Raw genomic sequence first — 16,845 nt, 5'->3', positions numbered from 1 at the left:
CGGGCCCTCGAGTACCGGGAAGGGCATAGCGGCTGACCCCCTGTTGGGGCTACCATCCCGCGCCCACGAGGGCGGGTCCCGAGGGCCCGTGGATCGACTGCTCCGCCACCGCGTCAAGCCCCTTCTGACCCGCGAACAGGGCTCCCTACCGTCGAGAGGACAGACATCGGACGTCCGCACCCGGATCCGCCCGGCTACCCCGGAAAGGCAACCAGTCACGTTCTTCCACCGTCAGGAACTCCAATTCACGTCCACGCCCTCGAAGCCCGACGCGGTCTTCGCCCGCCGCTTCCAGGAGGTGCTCGGCGGCCAGTACGGCGAGATCACCGTGGCGATGCAGTACGGCTTCCAGGCCTGGAACGCCCACGACCCGGGCAAGTACCGGGACCTGCTCTTCGGCATCGGCGCCGAGGAGTTCGGCCACGTCGAGATGATCGCCGTGATGATCGCCCAGCTGCTCGAGAAGGCCCCGGTCGAGCAGTCCGAGGACGCGATGAAGAAGGACCCCGTGCTCGCGGCGGTCATCGGCGGCTCCGACGTGCAGCACGCCATCGTGGCCGGCGCCGGCGCGCGCCCCGTCGACAGCATGGGCAACCCGTGGCAGGGCTCCTACATCACCGCCAGCGGCAACCTGCTGGCCGACTTCACCGCCAACGCGAACGCGGAGATGCAGGGTCGGCTCCAGGTCGCCCGGCTCTACCACATGACCGACGACCACGGCGTGCGCGACCTCCTGTCGTTCCTCCTGGCCCGCGACACCATGCACCAGAACCAGTGGATCGCGGCGGCCGCCGAGCTGCGCGCGGAGGGCCGGGAGGACCTGCCCGTGCCCTCGAACTTCCCGATCTCGAAGGAGGAGCGCTCCGTGTCGTACGAGTACATCAACTTCTCGGACGGAGCAGCGGCCTCCGAGGGCAGCTGGGCCTCGGGCCCGACCCCGGACGGCAAGGGAGAGTTCAGCTACCGCGTCGCGGAGCCCGGCGGCAACGTCCCGATGCCCCCGCCCACCCAGCCGGACGAGCGCCTCTACGGCACCGACCCGAAGCCGAACATCGTCGAGAAGGCAGTGGGGGCCGTCAAGGACGCGGTGACGGGCAAGTGAGCGCCGCACGGGTCCTCGGGGCGCTCGGCGCCTCCGCCCTGACGATCGGCCTGCTGGCCGGCTGCACCGGCGACGCCCAGACGCCGTACCAGTCGGGGAGCGCGGTGCCCACCAGCGCCGACGGCGGATCGTCGCAGACGCCCACGAACGCGCCCTCGCAGTCCGCTCCGTCCGAGTCCGCCACCCCGGCGACCTGATCCCGCGCCCTCGGCCGGCCGGCCCCGGTCGAGGGCGCGAATCATCGCAGTCCAGCGGGCGCCCGGGCAAGCCCCTTCCCGCTCCCAGGAAGCGGGCAGTTCCCGGTCCTACGGTCGTGCCAACGATCAGCGAAGGAGGCACCACCATGGGGCTCGATGACAAGATCAAGAACGCCGCTCAGGACATCGCCGGCAAGGCGAAGGAAGCCCTGGGCGACCACAAGAACGACGACAGCCTGAAGGCCGAAGGCCAGAAGGACCAGGCCGCGGCCTCGGCCAAGAAGGCCGGCGAGGACGTCAAGGACGTCTTCAAGTAGGTCTCGGCAGTACCGCGAAGGCGGCGCTCCCTCGGGGGGCGCCGCCTTCGCTGTTCCCCGGCTAGGGGTGCAGGACGACCTTGATGCAGCCGTCCTCCTTCTTCTGGAAGGTCTCGTAGAGGGCCGGAGCGTCCTCGAGCGGCGCGCGGTGGGTCACGAGGTCCATCACGCCGAGCGGATCGGAGGAGTCCTCCACAAGCGGCAGCAGGTCGTCGATCCAGCGCTTCACGTTGCACTGGCCCATCCGCACCGTCACCTGCTTGTCGAACATCGACTTCAGCGGCATCGGGTCGGCCTCTCCGCCGTAGACCCCGCTCAGCGAGACGGTGCCGCCGCGGCGGACCAGGTCGAGGGACGCGTGGACCGCGGCGAGGCGGTCGACGCCGACCGTGTCCATCGCCTTGCGGGCGATCGGGTCGGGCAGGAGCCCCGCCATCGACTGCGCGAACGAGCCGACCGGCGAGCCGTGCGCCTCCATGCCGACCGCGTCGACGACGGAGTCGGGGCCGCGCCCGTCCGTGAGGTCGCGCAGCTGCGCGGCGATGTCGTCGGACAGGTCGAACGTCTCCACGCCGTACCGCTCGGCCATCGCGCGCCGCTCGGCGACGGGCTCCACGGCGAGGACGCGGTAGCCGCGGTGGGCGCCGATCCGCGCCGCGAACTGGCCGACCGGGCCGAGTCCGAAGACGACCAGGGTCCCGCCGTCGGGCACCTGCGCGTACTCCACGCCCTGCCACGCGGTGGGCACGATGTCGCTGAGGAAGAGGTAGCGCTCGTCCGGCAGGTCCGTGCCGACGACGATCGTGTTGTAGTCGGCCAGCGGCACGCGGAGCAGCTCGGCCTGTCCTCCGGGGACCTGGCCGTACATCTTCGTGTAGCCGAAGAGCGCCGCTCCCGAGCCGTACTCGGTGACCTGCGTCGTCTCGCACTGCGACTGCAGCCCTCGGCGGCACATGAAGCACTCGCCGCAGGCGATGGTGAAGGGCACGACGACGCGGTCGCCGGGCTTCAGGGTGGTGACTCCGGAGCCCACCTCCTCGACGACGCCCATCGGCTCGTGGCCGAGCACGTCCCCGCGGTCGATGTAGGGCCCGAGGAGGCGGTAGAGGTGCAGGTCGGAGCCGCAGATCGCGGTCGAGGTGATCCGGACGATCGCGTCGGTCGGCTGCTGGATGCGGGGGTCGGGGACGGTCTCGACCGAGACCTTCTCGATGCCCTGCCAGGTGAGTGCTCGCATGCTCGTGTCCGTTCTCCGGCTCGCGCCGGTCGGGGTCGGTGTCCCTCCACCGCACACCCGGAGGGCGCCGAGGGGGAGGGGCTTGACGCTCCCCGGAGCGCTTCCGAGGGGGATTCCCGGGAGAACGCACGGACGTGCATCCCGCGTTCACCCGACTCACGGCGGCCGAGTGGTGGGATGGGGGAATGGATGCTCTCTACACCGCCATCGCCCACGCCTCCGGTGGAGGACGCGACGGCCACGTCCGCACCGAGGACGACCGTCTCGACCTCGACACCCGCGCCCCGCAGGAGCTCGGCGGCTCCGGCGAGGGGACCAACCCCGAGCAGCTGTTCGCGGCCGGCTACTCCGCCTGCTTCCTCAGCGCCCTGCACGGAGCCGGTCGCCAGCTGAAGATCGACACGACCGACGCGGCCGTCTCGGCCAGCGTCTCGATCGGGAAGAACGACTCCGACGGCTTCGGCCTCTCGGTCGAGCTCGACGTCTACGTGCCGAAGGCGAGCTCCGAGGACGCGCAGAAGGTGGCCGATGCGGCGCACCAGCTCTGCCCGTACTCCAACGCCACCCGCGGCAACATCCCCGTGCAGATCAACCTGGTCGACTGACCGGGCCCTCTCGACGGCCCCTCCCGGACTCCGGGCAGGGGCCGTCGTCGTGTCCGGGGGCGGTCCGTTAGGGTCGGGGCATGACCGAGGAGCTGTCGCACGAGGAGCCGTCGCACGAGGAGTCCCTGGCGCGGGCCGAGCTCGTGCAGATCCGTCAGAGCATCGACAACATCGACGCGGCGCTGATCCACCTGCTCGCCGAGCGCTTCAAGTTCACGCAGAAGGTCGGCCGGCTGAAGGCCGCGCACGGGCTGCCCGCCGCGGACCTCGAGCGCGAGGCCCGCCAGATCGCGCGGCTGCGGGCGCTCGCCGAGGAGTCGCACCTCGACCCGGCGTTCGCCGAGAAGTTCCTCGGGTTCATCGTCGCCGAGGTCATCCACCACCACCAGCGCATCGCCGACGGCGCCGAGGACTGAGGCTCAGCCCTCGATCCGCAGCAGCCCCGCCGTGCGCTCGCGCAGCACGCCGAGCAGCAGCGGGTAGTCGGGGAAGAGCTGGTCGCGCCGCAGCGTCGGCACCCGCAGCCCGAGGGGGACCTCCGTGATGCGGCCGTTCGTCTCGGTGAGGGTCAGGCGGAGGCTCCGGCTCCCCGTCGGGCTCGAGGCGACGACCGAGCGCAGAGCCTCGAGCGGGAAGATCAGCCCGTCGATCTGGATGGCCGACTCCGACACCACGATCGAGCCCGGCAGCCCGGGCCGCAGCGCCAGCCGCGCGGCGACCAGCCCGAGCGGGAGGGAGAGCGCCACGACGACCGCCCCCAGCGCGATCTGCGCGCGGTCGCCCGACGGGGATCCCGCGAGGGCGACGGCCAGGACGCCGGCGGCGAACGCCTCCGTGGCGACGACGACCAGGGCGACCGCCCGGCGCTGGAGCGGAGCGCGGTGCGGCCGGAAGCGGACGGCCGAGGCGGGCCCGGCCAGAGCGGGCGGCAGGGCGTCGCGGACGCGGGCGGCGGCGCCGAGGTCGGCGAGCAGGGCGGCGAGGTCCTCCGGGCGGAAGTGGCCGCAGCGGACCTCGACTCCGTCTCCGCGGCACCAGGCGACGAAGCCGTCGCCGTCGGCGGACTCGAGGAAGCGGACCGACCGGCGGGGCCACTGCTCGCGGCGGCGGCGGCCGCGCATCAGCACGACCTGCGTCTCGGTCGTCATCACGCGGGTGGGGGAGACGACGAAGAGCGAGACCGCCGAGGCCAGTCCGATGACGACGGTGAGGGCGAGGAGCCCGAGCGCGAGCACCGACTCGTCGAGGACGCCGCGGCGGTCCGCGAGGACGGCGAACGGGATGAGCACGGCCGCGAGGCCGGCGCCGAGGAGCCGCAGGAGGAGGGCGCGGAGGCGTCGCAGGACCGACGGGCCGTACACCCGTCGCGTCCGGATCGCCATCGGTTCCGACTCCATCGCGTCAGGCTAGCCCCGGCCGGGACCGGTCGCCCGGAGAGGCGCGTCGGTGGCGCGATCCTCGCGCCACCCGTCCCCGGTTCGGGGGAGGAGTGGCGCGAGGCGCGGCCTACGCCTCCGCGGTGCGGTGCAGGGCGCGGACCGAGACGACCCGGCGACGGGCGATCGCGGCGACGGTGAGCAGCAGCCCGAACAGCAGCCAGATCACCAGGCCGACGACGGCGCCGGCCGTGCCGTCGGTGCCCTCGACCACTCCGGACAGCGCGTTCTGCGCCGCCGAGAGCGGCAGGAACCCGAGCACGTCGTCGAACAGCCCGGGGACCGTCGAGATGATGCCCGCGCCGAGCGCGATCACCGCCGCGACCATCGCGAGGAAGCGGCCGATCCCTCCGAGCAGGGCGACCAGCCCCTGGTTCACCGCGGCGAACGAGGCGCCGGTGAGCATCGCCAGGAGGGCGAAGCCGACCCAGCGGCCCGGCTCCAGGCCCGCGACGCCGCTCATCACGATCGCGACCGCGAGTCCCTGCACCACGCCGATCACGAGCGCCGGCACGTAGGAGGAGAGGGCGAGCGCCGCGGAGGAGCGGGTCGAGGAGAGTGCACGGTGCGAGAACGCCGCGAGCACCAGGAACGTCGCGAGGGCGCCGAGCCAGAGGGCGATCGTCGCGAAGAACGGGACGCTGGAGGCTCCGAACAGGTCGGTCGCGCTGCTCGCGTTCTCGACCGGGTCCGAGACGACGTCGGCGAGGTTCGTCGACTCCGACTCGGTGTAGGTCGGGAGCTGCGCGACCGCGGCGTCGAGGCCGGTCGCGAGCGTGCGGGTGCCGTCGGCGAGCTGCACGGCGCCGTCCGAGACCCCGCTCGCGCCGTCGGCGAGCTGGTCGGCTCCGTCGGCGGCGGAGGAGGCTCCCGCGGCGAGGTCGGCGGCACCGCCCGCGGCGGTGGTCGCGCCGGTCGCGAGGTCGCGGGCGCCGGCCGCGGCGGTGGTGGCGCCGGTCGCGAGCTGCGCGGACCCGGCCGCCGTGGTGTCGAGGCCGTCGGCGAGCTGGGACGCTCCGTCCGCGGCGTCGTCCGCGCCGTCCGCGAGCTGCGTCAGGCCGCCGGACAGCTGTCCGATGCCCCCCGAGAGAGTGCGCGCGCCGGTGGCGGACTGCCCGACCGCGTCGATCAGCGAGGGCTGCCCGTCGCCGCCGAGGCGGATGCCCGCGTCGATCCCGGCGACGGCTCCCGCGGTCGTCGTGGCGAGGGTGGTCGCGCCGGTGGGTCCGCCCGCCGAGGCGATGACGGCGCGCGCGGCGAGGCACTGCGTCGTCTCGCAGCCCTCGAGCGCGGCGCTGAGCGCCTCGAAGGTCCCCGCAGTGGCGGCGGCGGCGCCGGCGCTGAGGGCGGCGACCTGCTGGGTCCCGTCGCCGGTCCTCACCACTCCCTCCCTCAGCTGGTCGAGCCCGTCGGCCAGGTCGGAGGCGCCGCCCTGCAGCGCGGTCGTCTTGGTCGCCGAGTCGCGGGCGCCCGTCGCGAGCTGTCCCACTCCGCCGGAGAGGCCGCGCGCACCGGTGGCCAGCTGCGCGACTCCGCCGGAGAGGTCGGAGGCTCCGGTGCCCAGCTGCCCCACGCCGTCGGCGAGGGACGAGGCTCCGGTGCCGATCTGCCCGACGCCGTCCGAGAGCGAGGAGGCGCCGGTGGCGAGCTCGTCGATCCCGTCGGCGAGGCTGCTGGTGCCGTCGGCGAGGGTGGAGGCGCCGGTGCCGAGCTGGTCGGCGCCGTCGGCGAGCGTGCCCGCGCCCTCGGCCGCCTGGCCGATCTGCTCGTTGAGGGTGTTGAAGCCGACGTAGACGTTCTCGAGGTAGGCCGTGGTCAGCTGCGTGTTGAGCAGCGACGTGGCGGTGCTGGTCACGGTGGCCGAGATGGCGTCGTCGACGAGCTTGGCCTTCTCGCTGGTGGCGATGTCGATGGTCGCCTTCGTCGCCTCCGCGGCGTCGCCGGAGTACGAGGTGGCGGCGGCGGAGAAGGACGAGGGGATCGTCACGACGGTCGCGTAGCTGCCGTCGGCGAGGCCCTTGGCGGCGTCGTCCTTGTCCGTGAGGACCCAGGTGAAGTTGCCCGTCGAGTCCGAGCCGGAGACGTTGGGCACCGGGGTCGTGCTCGCGGACGGCGTCGCGCTCGCCGAGGGGGTGGAGGAGGGGGCGTCCGAGCTCGCGGAGTCGGTGCCGCCCGTCACCAGGCCGGCCGCGAGCTGGCGCCCGAGCGGCACGGTCTGCCCGTTGATCTCGACCGGGGTGTCCTCGTTGACCACGGCGGCCGTGATCGTGTCGAGGCGCTCGGTCGGGTTCCACAGCGCCCACACCAGGAGGCCGCCGATGACGAGGGGGACCAGGACGATCCCGAGAAGGGTCAGCCAGGACACCTTCTTGACGCCGCGGGGGCGTTCGAGGGAGAGGAGAGCCATCTGTCAGAGGACCTTTGCGATCGCGCGGCGCTCGGCCGCGGGCGAGACCGCGAGCACGCCGCGGTCGGAGGGGAGGAGGTCGTCGAGCGCCTCGGCGTCGACGGAGGAGGCGACCACGGTGAACGCGTCGTCGGCGGCGCGGGCGGCGTCGAGCTCGGCCCGGATCGCGCCGCGCAGCTGCGGGTCGGTGACCGTGTCGAGGTCGTCGAGCACCAGGATCGGCGGAGCCGACTCCAGGGCCGACCGGACGTCGGCGACGGGGTCGGCGGCTCCGGCGAGGCGCACCAGCCCGACCCGGCCGCGCACGGCGGCGGAGCGGATCGGCACGACCAGGCCCGCGACCTTCAGGCGCCCGGAGTCGGGGGCGAGCCGACCGGCGATGCTCAGCAGCAGCGCGGTGCGGCCGGAGCGGTGCGGCCCGTGGACCACGAGGGAGGAGCCGGGAGCGACCCGCAGCGAGACGCCGCTGTAGACGGGACCGTCGGGTCCGTCGAGGCGGAGGTCCTCGGCCGCTATCACGTCCGTGGATCCGGGCTCCGGCCAGTCGGCCAGCGCGAGCTCCTTCGTGAGGCCCTCGCCCTCGACGTCGAAGGACGGGAGGATGCGGTCGAGCCAGCGCGGCATGTGCCAGGCGCGGTCGCCGAGCAGGTGCAGCACGGCGGGCACCAGCGTCATCCGCACGATGAACGCGTCGACGAAGACGCCCACGGCGAGCCCGAGCGCGATCGGCTTGATGTTGGTGTCCCCCTCCGGCACGAAGGCGGCGAAGACCGAGAACATGATGACCGCGGCGGCCGTGACCACCTTGGCCGAGCCGACGAAGCCCGACTCGACGGCGGCGCGCGCCGGCCTCCCGTGCACGTAGTCCTCGCGCATCCGCGAGACCAGGAACACCTCGTAGTCCATCGCGAGGCCGAAGAGCACGCCCATCAGGATGATCGGCATGAAGCTGATGATCGGGCCCGTCTTGTCGACGTGCAGAGCGTCCGAGAACCATCCCCATTCGAACACCGCCGCCACGGCGCCGAAGGACGCACCGACCGACAGCAGGTAGCCCAGCGTCGCCTTGATCGGCACCCAGAGCGAGCGGAACACCATCGTCAGCAGCACCAGCGACAGGCCCACGACGAGCAGGCCGAACGGCAGCAGGGCCTTGGCGAGAGTGTCCGAGATGTCGATCCCGACCGCGGTCTGGCCGGTCACTGCGAGGTCGACGCCGTACTCCTGCTGGAAGTAGTCGTGCTTGTCGCGGATCTCGGCGACCAGCGCCTTGGTGGCCTCGGAGTCGGGGCCGCCCTCGGGAATGACCTGGATGATGCCGGTGTCGGCGGTCTCGTTGGGCGTCGCGAGCGGCACCGAGGCGACTCCGTCGAGCTTCTCGATCTCGCCCTTGAGGTCGTCCATCAGGCCGAGCGGATCGGTCGAGCCGATGATCGTGCCGGTGACGATGAGCGGGCCGTTGTAGCCGGCGCCGAAGTTCTCGGCGAGCAGGTCGTAGGTGGTGCGCGCGGGAGTGCCCTCGGCCTGGTAGCCGGCGTCCGGCAGGGCGAGGCGGAGGCTGAGCGCCGGGATGCTCGCGACGCCGAGCACGCCGATCACCGCGATGATCGTCACGATCGGGAAGCGCGTGACGACCCGGACCCAGCCGCGGAAGAACCCGCGCGGGACCTCGGCGTGCACGTGCCCGCCGGGGGAGGCGGTCGCCGCCTCCTCGTGCGCCTCGGTGTCGACGTGGGTGCCCGCGGCGGCGGCGGCCTTCGCGGCCTTCTTCTTCGCGCGGCGCTCCTTCGGGCGCAGCCGCGCGCCGGCGAAGCCGAGGAGGGCGGGGGTCAGGGTGAGCGCGATGACCACGGCGATCGCGACTCCGCCCGCCGCTGCGACGCCCATCGTGGTGAGGAACGGGATGCCCGCGACCGAGAGGCCGACGAGCGCGATGATCACGGTCAGGCCCGCGAAGACGACGGCGGAGCCCGCGGTCGCGGTCGCCCGCGCGGTCGACTCCTCCGGGTCCATGCCCTGCTTCAGCTGGTCCTGGTGGCGGCTGATGATGAAGAGGGCGTAGTCGATGCCGACCGCCAGGCCCAGCATCAGCGCCAGGAGCGGCGTGGTCGAGGAGATCGAGGCGAAGCGGGTGGCGATGAAGATGGCCGACATCGAGAGGGCGACGCCGAGCAGTGCGGTGACCAGCGGCATGCCGGCGGCCAGGAACGAGCCGAAGGTGAGCACGAGGACGACGAGGGCGACCACGAGGCCGATCGCCTCCGTGATGGTCACGCCGGGGAGGTTCTGGGCGAAGAGGTCGCCGCCGAGCGAGACCACGGAGCCGGCGGGCAGCGCGTCCTGGAGGGTCGTCGCCTCGGCCTTCAGCGCGTCGCGGCTCTCGGGGCTCGTGGTGGTGGCGGAGCCGTCCATCTGCGCGGTGATGACGAGGGCGTTCCCGGCGTCGGAGATCGTGCCGGACACGCTGTCGGAGTAGGGGTCCGTGACGGCTGCGACCTCGTCGACGTCGCCGAGCGCGGCGACCGCGTCGCTGACGGGGCCCTTCACGTCGGCGTCCTGGACGCTGCCCCCGTCGGGCGCGACGACCACGTACCGCGCGGACGTGCCGCTGACCTGGGGGAAGGTGCGCTCGAGCTGGTCGAGGGCGGTCTGCGACTGCGTGCCCGGGATGGAGAACGTGTTGTCGGTGCCCTGGTTGAGCAGCAGCGCTCCTCCTCCGCCCGCCACCACGATCAGCAGCCACAGGACGGCGACGAGGCGGTGGGCGCGGTACACGCGACGACCGAGACGGTAGAGCAGCGACGACACGCGGTCTCCTGACGATGGGTGGGGAGGATGGCGATACGTCTCTGTACCAGGGCGGAGCCGGGCTCCGATACACGAGCGTATCCGATACAGGACCGTATTCGATACGTGAATGTATCGGATAGGGTGAACGGCGTCGAAGGTGTTGACAGGGCGGGCAGGAGGCTGGTGATGACGGCGATCGACTCCACCCCTCCCGAGACATCCCGCCGCGGCCGCACCCGCGAGCGCCTGCTCGACGCGGCCTACGACGTCTTCGCCGAGACCGGCGTGCACAGCGCGTCCGTCGAGCAGATCTGCGAGCGCGCCGGGTTCTCGCGCGGCGCCTTCTACTCCAACTTCTCCACCAAGGAGGAGCTGTTCTTCGCGCTCATGGAGCGGGAGAACGGCGCCCGGGTGACGGCCCTCGTCGAGCAGATGGACCGCACGATCCCGCGCGTCGTCTCGGCCGACGAGCCGCTGACGGCCGAGACGCTGGCCGTGGTGATCCTCGACTTCCTCCAGGGACCTGCCACCGACAACCGCCGCTGGTGCGTGGTCGAGTCGGAGTTCGAGCTGCTCGCGCTGCGCGACCCGCGGATCGCTCCGCAGTACCGCGACTTCCGCGCCGGCTTCGACGCCTCGCTCGTGCAGATCGTGCACGGGGCGCTGCGCCAGGTGCGCCGCGACTTCTCCCTCGAGCCGACGACGGCCGTGCGCCTGCTGGTGGCGGGCTACGACGACGCGGTCAAGCAGTCGATCCTCGAGGACGAGTCGGAGCCCGCGTCGCTCGAGCGCCTGCGGGCGACGCTGACGGCGATCGTCCTCGCGATCTCGTCCGCCGACGCCTGAGCCGGGCCGGCTCTCGCGACGGCCGCCGCCGTACCCGACGGCCGGCTCCGCACAGGCAGGCCGAGCGGCCGCTGGAGAGTGTCTGGTCCGGTCCCCGCTCCTCCGCCCGCGCGACGAGGATGGACCCATGGAACTGCGTCAGCTCGAACACTTCCTCGCCGTCGCGAAGGAGCAGCACTTCACCCGCGCCGCGAGCGCCCTGCAGATCTCGCAGTCGGGCCTCTCGGCGTCGATCCGTGCGCTCGAGAGCGAGCTGGGCAGCCCCCTCTTCACCCGCAGCACGCGCCGGGTCGAGCTGACGCCGGCCGGTCGGGCGATGCTCGCGGAGTCGGAGCGATCGGTCGCCAGCGCGCTCGCCGCCCGCGACGCGGTGCTCGCCGTGCAGGGGGTGCTCCGCGGGAGCCTCGCGGTCGGCACGGAGGAGTGCCTCGGCGGCGTGCACCTGCCGCGCGAGCTCGCGAACTTCCGCGAGCAGCACCCGGGAGTCGCGCTCCGGCTGATCCACGAGGGGTCCGGCACGCTGCTCGACTCCGTCGCCGCCGGCCGCCTCGACCTGGCGCTGGTCGCCGACATCGGAGCCGTGCCGGGCGGCGTGCGGACGATGCCGCTGGCGAGCGAGGGCTTCGCGGTGCTCGTGCGCCCGGGTCACCCGCTCGCGAGCCGCGTCGGCTGCCGCATCCCGGACCTGGCGGGCGAGACGATCGTGGGGCTGCAGGAGCACTGGGCGGCGAGTCACCTCGCGGCGCGGGCGTTCGCGGCGCACGGCCTCGCGTTCGAGGTCGAGCTCGAGGTGAACGACGTGCACACGCTGCTCGACCTGGTCGAGTACGGCATGGGGATCGCGGTCGTGCCGGCGCACTTCGCCGAGAAGCGCCCGGCCGGGCTGCGGGCGGTGGCCCTCGCCGATCCGCTCCTGGTGTGGCGGACGATGGTGGCGGTGCCGGAGCGGCCGAGCGCCGCGGCCCGCGCGTTCGTCTCGGCTCTCCCGCAGCCGCTGAAGGACGCCGTCTGAGCCGGATCGTGCTGGCAACGGAGGAAGGATCGTCGCCGAGATCCCGCGATCCGTGTCGGACCGGTGCCTCGACCGGATCCCTCCTCCGTCGTGAACGGGCTCAGTCGAGCGAGGCCAGCTCCTCGGGCGTGAGCTCCAGGTCGGCCGCCGTGGCGGAGTCGCGGATGCTCTCGGGGCGGGAGGCGCCCGGGATCGGCAGCACGACCGGGGCCTTCGCCAGCTCCCAGGCGAGGCAGACGACCTGCGGCGTCACGCCGCGGACCTCGGCGACCGCCGCGAACGCGGAGTAGCGCGAGCCGAGCTCGCCCGCCGAGGAGATGCCGCCGAGCGGGCTCCACGGCAGGAACGCCAGTCCGAGCTCGGCGCAGAGCTCGAGCTCCGGCTCGCTGGAGCGGAACGACGGCGAGAACTGGTTCTGCACCGAGACCAGGCGCTCGCCGAGGATGCCGTGCGCCTCGCGGATCTGGTCAGGGTCGGCGTTAGAGATGCCCGCGCGGAGGACGACGCCCTCGTCGAGCAGCTCGGCCAGCGCTCCGATCGAGTCGGCGTAGGGGACCGCCGGGTCGGGCCGGTGGTACTGGTAGAGGCCGATCGCGTCGACGCCGAGGCGCTTCGCGGACGCGCGGGCCGCCTCCTTGAGGTACTCGGGGCGGCCGTCCTGGTCCCAGGGGCCGGGCTCGCGCCGCAGGTGGCCGCCCTTGGTGGCGACGAGCACGGCGGAGGTGTCGCCGCCGTAGCTGCGCAGCGCCTCCGCGATCAGCAGCTCGTTGTGACCGAGGTCGTCCTGGGTGGCGAGGTGGTAGGCGTCGGCCGTGTCGATCAGGGTCACGCCGGCGTCGAGGGCGGCGTGGATCGTGGCGATCGAGCGCTCGCGGTCCGGGCGGCCCTCGATCGACATCGGCATGCCGCCGAGTCCGATCGCGCCGACCTGGACGTCGCCGAGAGTGCGCTGCTTCATGAATGCTCCTTCGCAGTGGGGTGGGTGGTCACCAGGCGTAGTCCTCGGGGGCGGTCCGGTGGCCGGGGAAGATCTTGTCGAGGCGCGCGAGGGCCTCCGAGTCGAGGGTGATGTCGACGGCGGCGACGGCGCTCTCGAGCTGCTCGAGCGTTCGCGGCCCGGTGATCGGACCGGTGACGGCGGGCTGGTGGAGGAGCCACGCCAGCGCCAGCTCGCCGGGCGCCTCGCCGCGCTCGCGGGCGAACGCCTCCCACTGCTCGAGCGCGGGACGGTGCTCCTCGATCGCGGCGAGGGTGCGCTCGGAGGAGCGGCGCCCGCCCTCCGCGGTCTTCTCGAGCACGCCGCCCAGCAGTCCGCCCTGCAGCGGCGACCAGGGGATGACGCCGAGCCCGTAGTGCAGCGCGGCGGGCAGGACCTCGCGCTCGACGTCGCGGACGAGCAGGTTGTAGATCGACTGCTCGGAGGCGAGGCCGGTGAAGTGGCGGGCGCGCGCCGCCTCCTGCGCCTGGGCGAGATGCCAGCCGGCGAAGTTGCTGGAGCCGACGTAGAGGACCTTGCCCTGCTGGACGGCGACCTCCATCGCCTGCCAGATCTCGTCCCAGGGAGTCGTCCGGTCGACGTGGTGGAACTGGTAGAGGTCGATGTGGTCCGTCTGCAGGCGGCGGAGGCTCTCGTCGAGCGCGCGGCGCAGGGTGAGCGCCGAGAGACGGCCGCCGTTGGGCCAGGAGTCGCGGCCGCGCTCGGCTCCGGGAGCGGCGAACTCGCCCATGTCGCCGAAGACCTTGGTCGCGAGGACGGTGCGCTCGCGGCGCTCGCCGCCCTGCGCGAACCAGCGGCCCACGATCTCCTCGGTGGCGCCGCGGCCGGCCTCGCCTCCGTACACGTTGGCCGTGTCGAAGAAGTTGACGCCGAGCTCGTGCGCGCGGTCCATGATCGCGAACGAGTCGGACTCCTCGGTCTGCATGCCGAAGTTCATGGTGCCGAGGACGGTGCGGGAGACGGACAGGCCGGTGCGGCCGAGGTGCGTGTACTGCATGGTCCCAGTCGACTCCGGTTCGGGCCGCGTGTCCAACAGGTGCTCGGCATGGGTGCGATCGACGGGGGAGGTCAATCGGGGGCGCGCCGTCCAGGGGCCGCCCGAGCCCCGCCTCGGTCGGGCCTGCGCGTCGGCCGGGTCCAGCGGCCTCGACCGGATCGCCCGCAGCCCGCTGGGCGCGGTGGCGCCCGGCCGCCCGGGTGCCGGGTTAGAGTCGCGGAATGGTCCGGACGACGCAGCGCCTCGTGATCGCCCTCTCCGCCGTGGTCCTGCTCGCCGGCTGCACGGCGGAGGCGACGAGCCCCGCCGCCGCACCCGCCGAGCCGACCGCCTCGACCGCCTCGACCGCACCGCCCGCCGCCGGAGCCGAGTCCACGCCGCGGCCGGTGCCGAGCGTCTCGACCACTCCCGCACCCGTCGAGGACGTCTCGGGCGAGTGCGTCGTCCAGGCGCTCGACGAGGGGACGCTCGACGGCGTCGACCTCGAGCGCGTGCGCGACCGCGGCACCCGCGTCGGCGCGACCGGGACGGCGAGCACCGCCTCCGACGGCGCCCCGGCCTCCTACCTGGTGGCAGCGGGCGACATCAGCGAGCGGATCGCGGACCGGTTCTGCATCAGCTCCGACTACCTCTCCGCGCTGAACTCGGTGCGCCGCGACGGCGTCGACATCGACAGCCTCTACGGCGGCGACACCCTCAACCTCCGCCCGACGACCGTCCTGAGCGTCGGCGACCAGAACGGCCGCGTCCTCGACAACGCCGAGCCCGACGACCTCCCCGCGCAGACCGGCTGACGCCGCTCCCGCCCGCGCCCGCCGCCACTCCTCCCGCCTCGCAGCAGCACGCGACCACCGCGGAAGGCGCGGATCCGACGGCACGCGCGCGGCGCTCAGCCCAGGACGCCGATCAGGACCGCCGACACGGCGACGGTCGCCGCGAGCCCGGTCGTCCGCGAGCGGCGGCGCGCCGGGTCCTCGAACCACGGCAGCCCGTCCCAGCGCAGCACGGCGCCGGCCGCCCCGGCCGCGGTGAGAGCCACCAGCACGGCCCAGGGGAGCAGCGTCAGCGCCGACCAGTCGACGAGCGCCCGCCCGAGCAGCAGCACGGCGACGGCCTCGACGCCGCGGGCGAGCGTCCGGACGCGGTCGCGGTCGAGGAACCCGGCCGCCCGGCGCCGGGGGATGCTCCCCAGGGCGAAGCGGCCGACGGTGAACGCGACGACGAGCAGGACGAGGATCGAGGCGATCATCACGACTCCTCCCCGGCGCGCTGCAGCAGGCGCAGACCGAGCTCGTCGACCGAGCTCGCCGTGTCCCCGTTGACGAACACGGCTAGGCCGCGCTCCCGGTCCATCGCGAGCATCGTCGAGTAGCCGGAGGTCCCTCCGTTGTGCCAGGTGACGGATCCGCCGTCCTCCGACTCCGAGGTGAACCAGCCGAGGCCGATCCGCGCCCCGTCGGCGTCGAACCGGGGATCCAGGACGCTCGCCGCGGGCACCCCCAGTGCGGGATTGTCGGTGAGGAGGGCCTGCGCGTAGCGGGCCATGTCAGCCGCCGTGGAGCGGACGCCGCCCGCCGGCGCGTAGCCCGCCATCGTCCACGCGTCGACGGACCGCCCGCTCGCCGAGAAGCCGGTCGGCGCGTCGGCGGGGAGGGCGTCCGCGGTCTCCGGGACGGAGGTCGCGGTCATCCCGAGCGGATCGAGGACGCGCTCGCGGAGGAGACCGGCGTAGTCGCGGCCCTCCGCGCGGGCGAGCGTCTGGCCCAGTACCGCGGCACCGAGGTTCGAGTATGCGTGCACGTGCTCGCCCTGGTCCGCCTCGGCTGCCTGCCGGAGGACGTCGTCGGCCGACCAGCCCGCGTAGGGGTCCGTGCCGCGCAGCTGGGCGACGAGCGTCGAGGCGAGGTCGCCGACACCGGTGGGGAGTCGCGGCAGGCCGGAGCGGTGGGTCGCCAGCTCCTCGAGCGTCCCGGTGAAGCCGCCGACGTCGGCGTGCTCCGCGGCGGGGTCCTCGAGCCCGACCGTCCCGTCAGCGGCGCTCCGGGCGAGGAGGAGCGCGGTCATCGTCTTCGTGACCGATCCGATCTCGACCTCGGTCCGCTCGTCGGCTCCGAGTCCGCCGTAGCGCACGCCGTCGGGCGTGATCACGGCGGCGACGAGGTGGTTCCGCGCGCCGTCTCCGACGTCGGTCCGGAGCCACCCGGCGATCTCGGCGTCGCCGGTCGCCTCGGTCGAGAGGGTGGGAGCGGAGGGGCGGAGCAGCACTCCGCCGAGCAGGACGACGGCCGCGGCGGAGGCGGCGGCGAGAGCGAGGCGGCGGCGGGTCATCGGGGTCCTCCGGAGGCGAGCAGGATCACGAGCAGGGGGACGAGGCGCTCCGGCGGGACGCCGTAGCGACCGCGGCCGCGCGCCTCCAGCCAGCCGGCGGCGACCAGCTGGTTGACGTGGTGGTAGATCTGCCCGGTGGTGCCCGCGCCCTCGCTCTCGGCGAGCTGGGCGACGGTCTCGACTCCGCCGGCCACCGCCTGCAGGAACCGCAGACGCACGGGGCTGCCCAGCGCGGCGAGCGCGGTCGGCCCGGGGCTCGCTCCCCAGTCGCGCTCGAAGAACGCGTCGGTGCTGAGGCCGTACTGCCACTCGACGGGGCCGGCCGGAGTGGCGACCGAGCCGGCGAAGACGACTCCGCCGGGAGAGGGCAGGCGCTCGCGGAGAGCGGTCAGGGCCCAGAGCGGATCGTCGGCGGCGGGCGCGGCGGGGGTGTCGGCGCGCTCGAGGCGGTCCAGCCGCGCTCGGAGCTCGTCGACCTCGCCGGCGAGGTCTCGGGAGGAGGTCATGCCTCCACTATTGCAAACATTCCGTAATCACGGAACTCCGGAGCGGAGCCGGTACCGCAGGAGTCGCG

Annotated in this window: 17 protein-coding genes; 8 read left to right on the top strand and 9 right to left on the bottom strand. The window is 73.4% G+C overall.

Annotated features, from left to right (window positions below; translation table 11 throughout):
- Nucleotides 1–184: 184 nt before the first annotated feature.
- The 3 genes from C5C25_RS11400 to C5C25_RS11390 all read left to right on the top strand — a co-directional run bounded on the left by C5C25_RS11400 (nucleotide 185) and on the right by C5C25_RS11390 (nucleotide 1,616).
- Nucleotides 185–1,102, top strand: coding sequence for a manganese catalase family protein (locus tag C5C25_RS11400; RefSeq protein WP_104250712.1), 918 nt, complete (start codon nucleotides 185–187; stop codon nucleotides 1,100–1,102).
- Nucleotides 1,099–1,299, top strand: coding sequence for a hypothetical protein (locus C5C25_RS11395; RefSeq protein ID WP_104250665.1), 201 nt, complete (start codon nucleotides 1,099–1,101; stop codon nucleotides 1,297–1,299). Before C5C25_RS11400 ends, C5C25_RS11395 begins: the two co-directional genes overlap by 4 nt.
- A gap of 146 nt (nucleotides 1,300–1,445) precedes the next feature.
- Nucleotides 1,446–1,616 carry a CsbD family protein gene (locus C5C25_RS11390; RefSeq protein WP_104222763.1) on the top strand — a complete coding sequence of 57 codons (171 nt, stop codon included), beginning with the start codon at nucleotides 1,446–1,448 and terminating at the stop codon, nucleotides 1,614–1,616.
- A gap of 61 nt (nucleotides 1,617–1,677) precedes the next feature.
- Here the strand turns inward: C5C25_RS11390 and C5C25_RS11385 are convergent, their stop codons facing one another.
- A complete protein-coding gene (locus tag C5C25_RS11385) occupies nucleotides 1,678–2,853 on the bottom strand; it encodes a zinc-dependent alcohol dehydrogenase (RefSeq protein ID WP_104222762.1) in 1,176 nt (391 codons plus the stop codon).
- Nucleotides 2,854–3,038: 185 nt separating this feature from the next.
- Here C5C25_RS11385 and C5C25_RS11380 point away from each other — a divergent pair, with 185 nt between their 5' ends.
- Entirely contained in the window at nucleotides 3,039–3,458 is a 420-nt protein-coding gene (locus C5C25_RS11380) for an organic hydroperoxide resistance protein (RefSeq protein WP_104222761.1), read from the top strand.
- Between the two features lie 80 nt (nucleotides 3,459–3,538).
- Nucleotides 3,539–3,874, top strand: a complete 336-nt coding sequence (locus C5C25_RS11375) for a chorismate mutase (RefSeq protein ID WP_104222760.1) — start codon at nucleotides 3,539–3,541, stop codon at nucleotides 3,872–3,874.
- A 3-nt stretch (nucleotides 3,875–3,877) separates the two neighbouring features.
- On the opposite strand, the gene C5C25_RS11370 is transcribed toward C5C25_RS11375, so the two are convergent.
- The 3 genes from C5C25_RS11370 to C5C25_RS11360 form a co-directional block, all read right to left on the bottom strand.
- On the bottom strand, nucleotides 3,878–4,855 hold the full coding sequence (locus C5C25_RS11370) for a hypothetical protein (RefSeq protein WP_146076942.1): 978 nt from the start codon (nucleotides 4,853–4,855) through the stop codon (nucleotides 3,878–3,880).
- A gap of 109 nt (nucleotides 4,856–4,964) precedes the next feature.
- Nucleotides 4,965–7,301, bottom strand: coding sequence for a YhgE/Pip domain-containing protein (locus C5C25_RS11365; protein WP_104222758.1), 2,337 nt, complete (start codon nucleotides 7,299–7,301; stop codon nucleotides 4,965–4,967).
- Nucleotides 7,302–7,304: 3 nt separating this feature from the next.
- A complete protein-coding gene (locus C5C25_RS11360; protein ID WP_104250664.1) occupies nucleotides 7,305–10,109 on the bottom strand; it encodes an MMPL family transporter in 2,805 nt (934 codons plus the stop codon).
- A gap of 168 nt (nucleotides 10,110–10,277) precedes the next feature.
- Here C5C25_RS11360 and C5C25_RS11355 point away from each other — a divergent pair, with 168 nt between their 5' ends.
- Both C5C25_RS11355 and C5C25_RS11350 read left to right on the top strand, forming a co-directional pair.
- Nucleotides 10,278–10,937 (top strand): TetR/AcrR family transcriptional regulator, encoded by a 660-nt coding sequence (locus C5C25_RS11355; protein WP_104309578.1) that lies wholly within the window; start codon nucleotides 10,278–10,280, stop codon nucleotides 10,935–10,937.
- 127 nt (nucleotides 10,938–11,064) lie between these two features.
- A complete protein-coding gene (locus C5C25_RS11350) occupies nucleotides 11,065–11,949 on the top strand; it encodes a LysR family transcriptional regulator (protein WP_104250662.1) in 885 nt (294 codons plus the stop codon).
- A gap of 100 nt (nucleotides 11,950–12,049) precedes the next feature.
- On the opposite strand, the gene C5C25_RS11345 is transcribed toward C5C25_RS11350, so the two are convergent.
- Together C5C25_RS11345 and C5C25_RS11340 are read right to left on the bottom strand one after the other, a co-directional pair.
- The gene (locus C5C25_RS11345) at nucleotides 12,050–12,907 is read right to left on the bottom strand and encodes an aldo/keto reductase (protein ID WP_104250661.1); all 858 of its coding nucleotides are present in this window, start codon (nucleotides 12,905–12,907) and stop codon (nucleotides 12,050–12,052) included.
- A 28-nt stretch (nucleotides 12,908–12,935) separates the two neighbouring features.
- On the bottom strand, nucleotides 12,936–13,943 hold the full coding sequence (locus tag C5C25_RS11340) for an aldo/keto reductase (RefSeq protein WP_104250660.1): 1,008 nt from the start codon (nucleotides 13,941–13,943) through the stop codon (nucleotides 12,936–12,938).
- 221 nt (nucleotides 13,944–14,164) lie between these two features.
- Between C5C25_RS11340 and C5C25_RS11335 the strand changes: the two genes are divergently transcribed.
- Nucleotides 14,165–14,737, top strand: a complete 573-nt coding sequence (locus C5C25_RS11335) for a hypothetical protein (RefSeq protein ID WP_104247469.1) — start codon at nucleotides 14,165–14,167, stop codon at nucleotides 14,735–14,737.
- A gap of 95 nt (nucleotides 14,738–14,832) precedes the next feature.
- Here the strand turns inward: C5C25_RS11335 and C5C25_RS11330 are convergent, their stop codons facing one another.
- The 3 genes from C5C25_RS11330 to C5C25_RS11320 are packed head-to-tail and all read right to left on the bottom strand — an operon-like array spanning nucleotide 14,833 to nucleotide 16,777.
- Entirely contained in the window at nucleotides 14,833–15,192 is a 360-nt protein-coding gene (locus tag C5C25_RS11330) for a hypothetical protein (RefSeq protein ID WP_104234265.1), read from the bottom strand.
- Nucleotides 15,192–16,271, bottom strand: a complete 1,080-nt coding sequence (locus C5C25_RS11325) for a serine hydrolase (protein ID WP_104250659.1) — start codon at nucleotides 16,269–16,271, stop codon at nucleotides 15,192–15,194. Before C5C25_RS11325 ends, C5C25_RS11330 begins: the two co-directional genes overlap by 1 nt.
- On the bottom strand, nucleotides 16,268–16,777 hold the full coding sequence (locus tag C5C25_RS11320) for a helix-turn-helix transcriptional regulator (RefSeq protein WP_104222749.1): 510 nt from the start codon (nucleotides 16,775–16,777) through the stop codon (nucleotides 16,268–16,270). The genes C5C25_RS11325 and C5C25_RS11320 overlap by 4 nt, the downstream gene beginning before the upstream one ends.
- Nucleotides 16,778–16,845 lie beyond the last annotated feature (68 nt).

It is taken from the genome of Rathayibacter sp. AY2B9 (assembly GCF_002931595.1).
Taxonomy (GTDB): domain Bacteria; phylum Actinomycetota; class Actinomycetes; order Actinomycetales; family Microbacteriaceae; genus Rathayibacter.
This window is presented reverse-complemented; position numbering and strand designations above follow the sequence as displayed.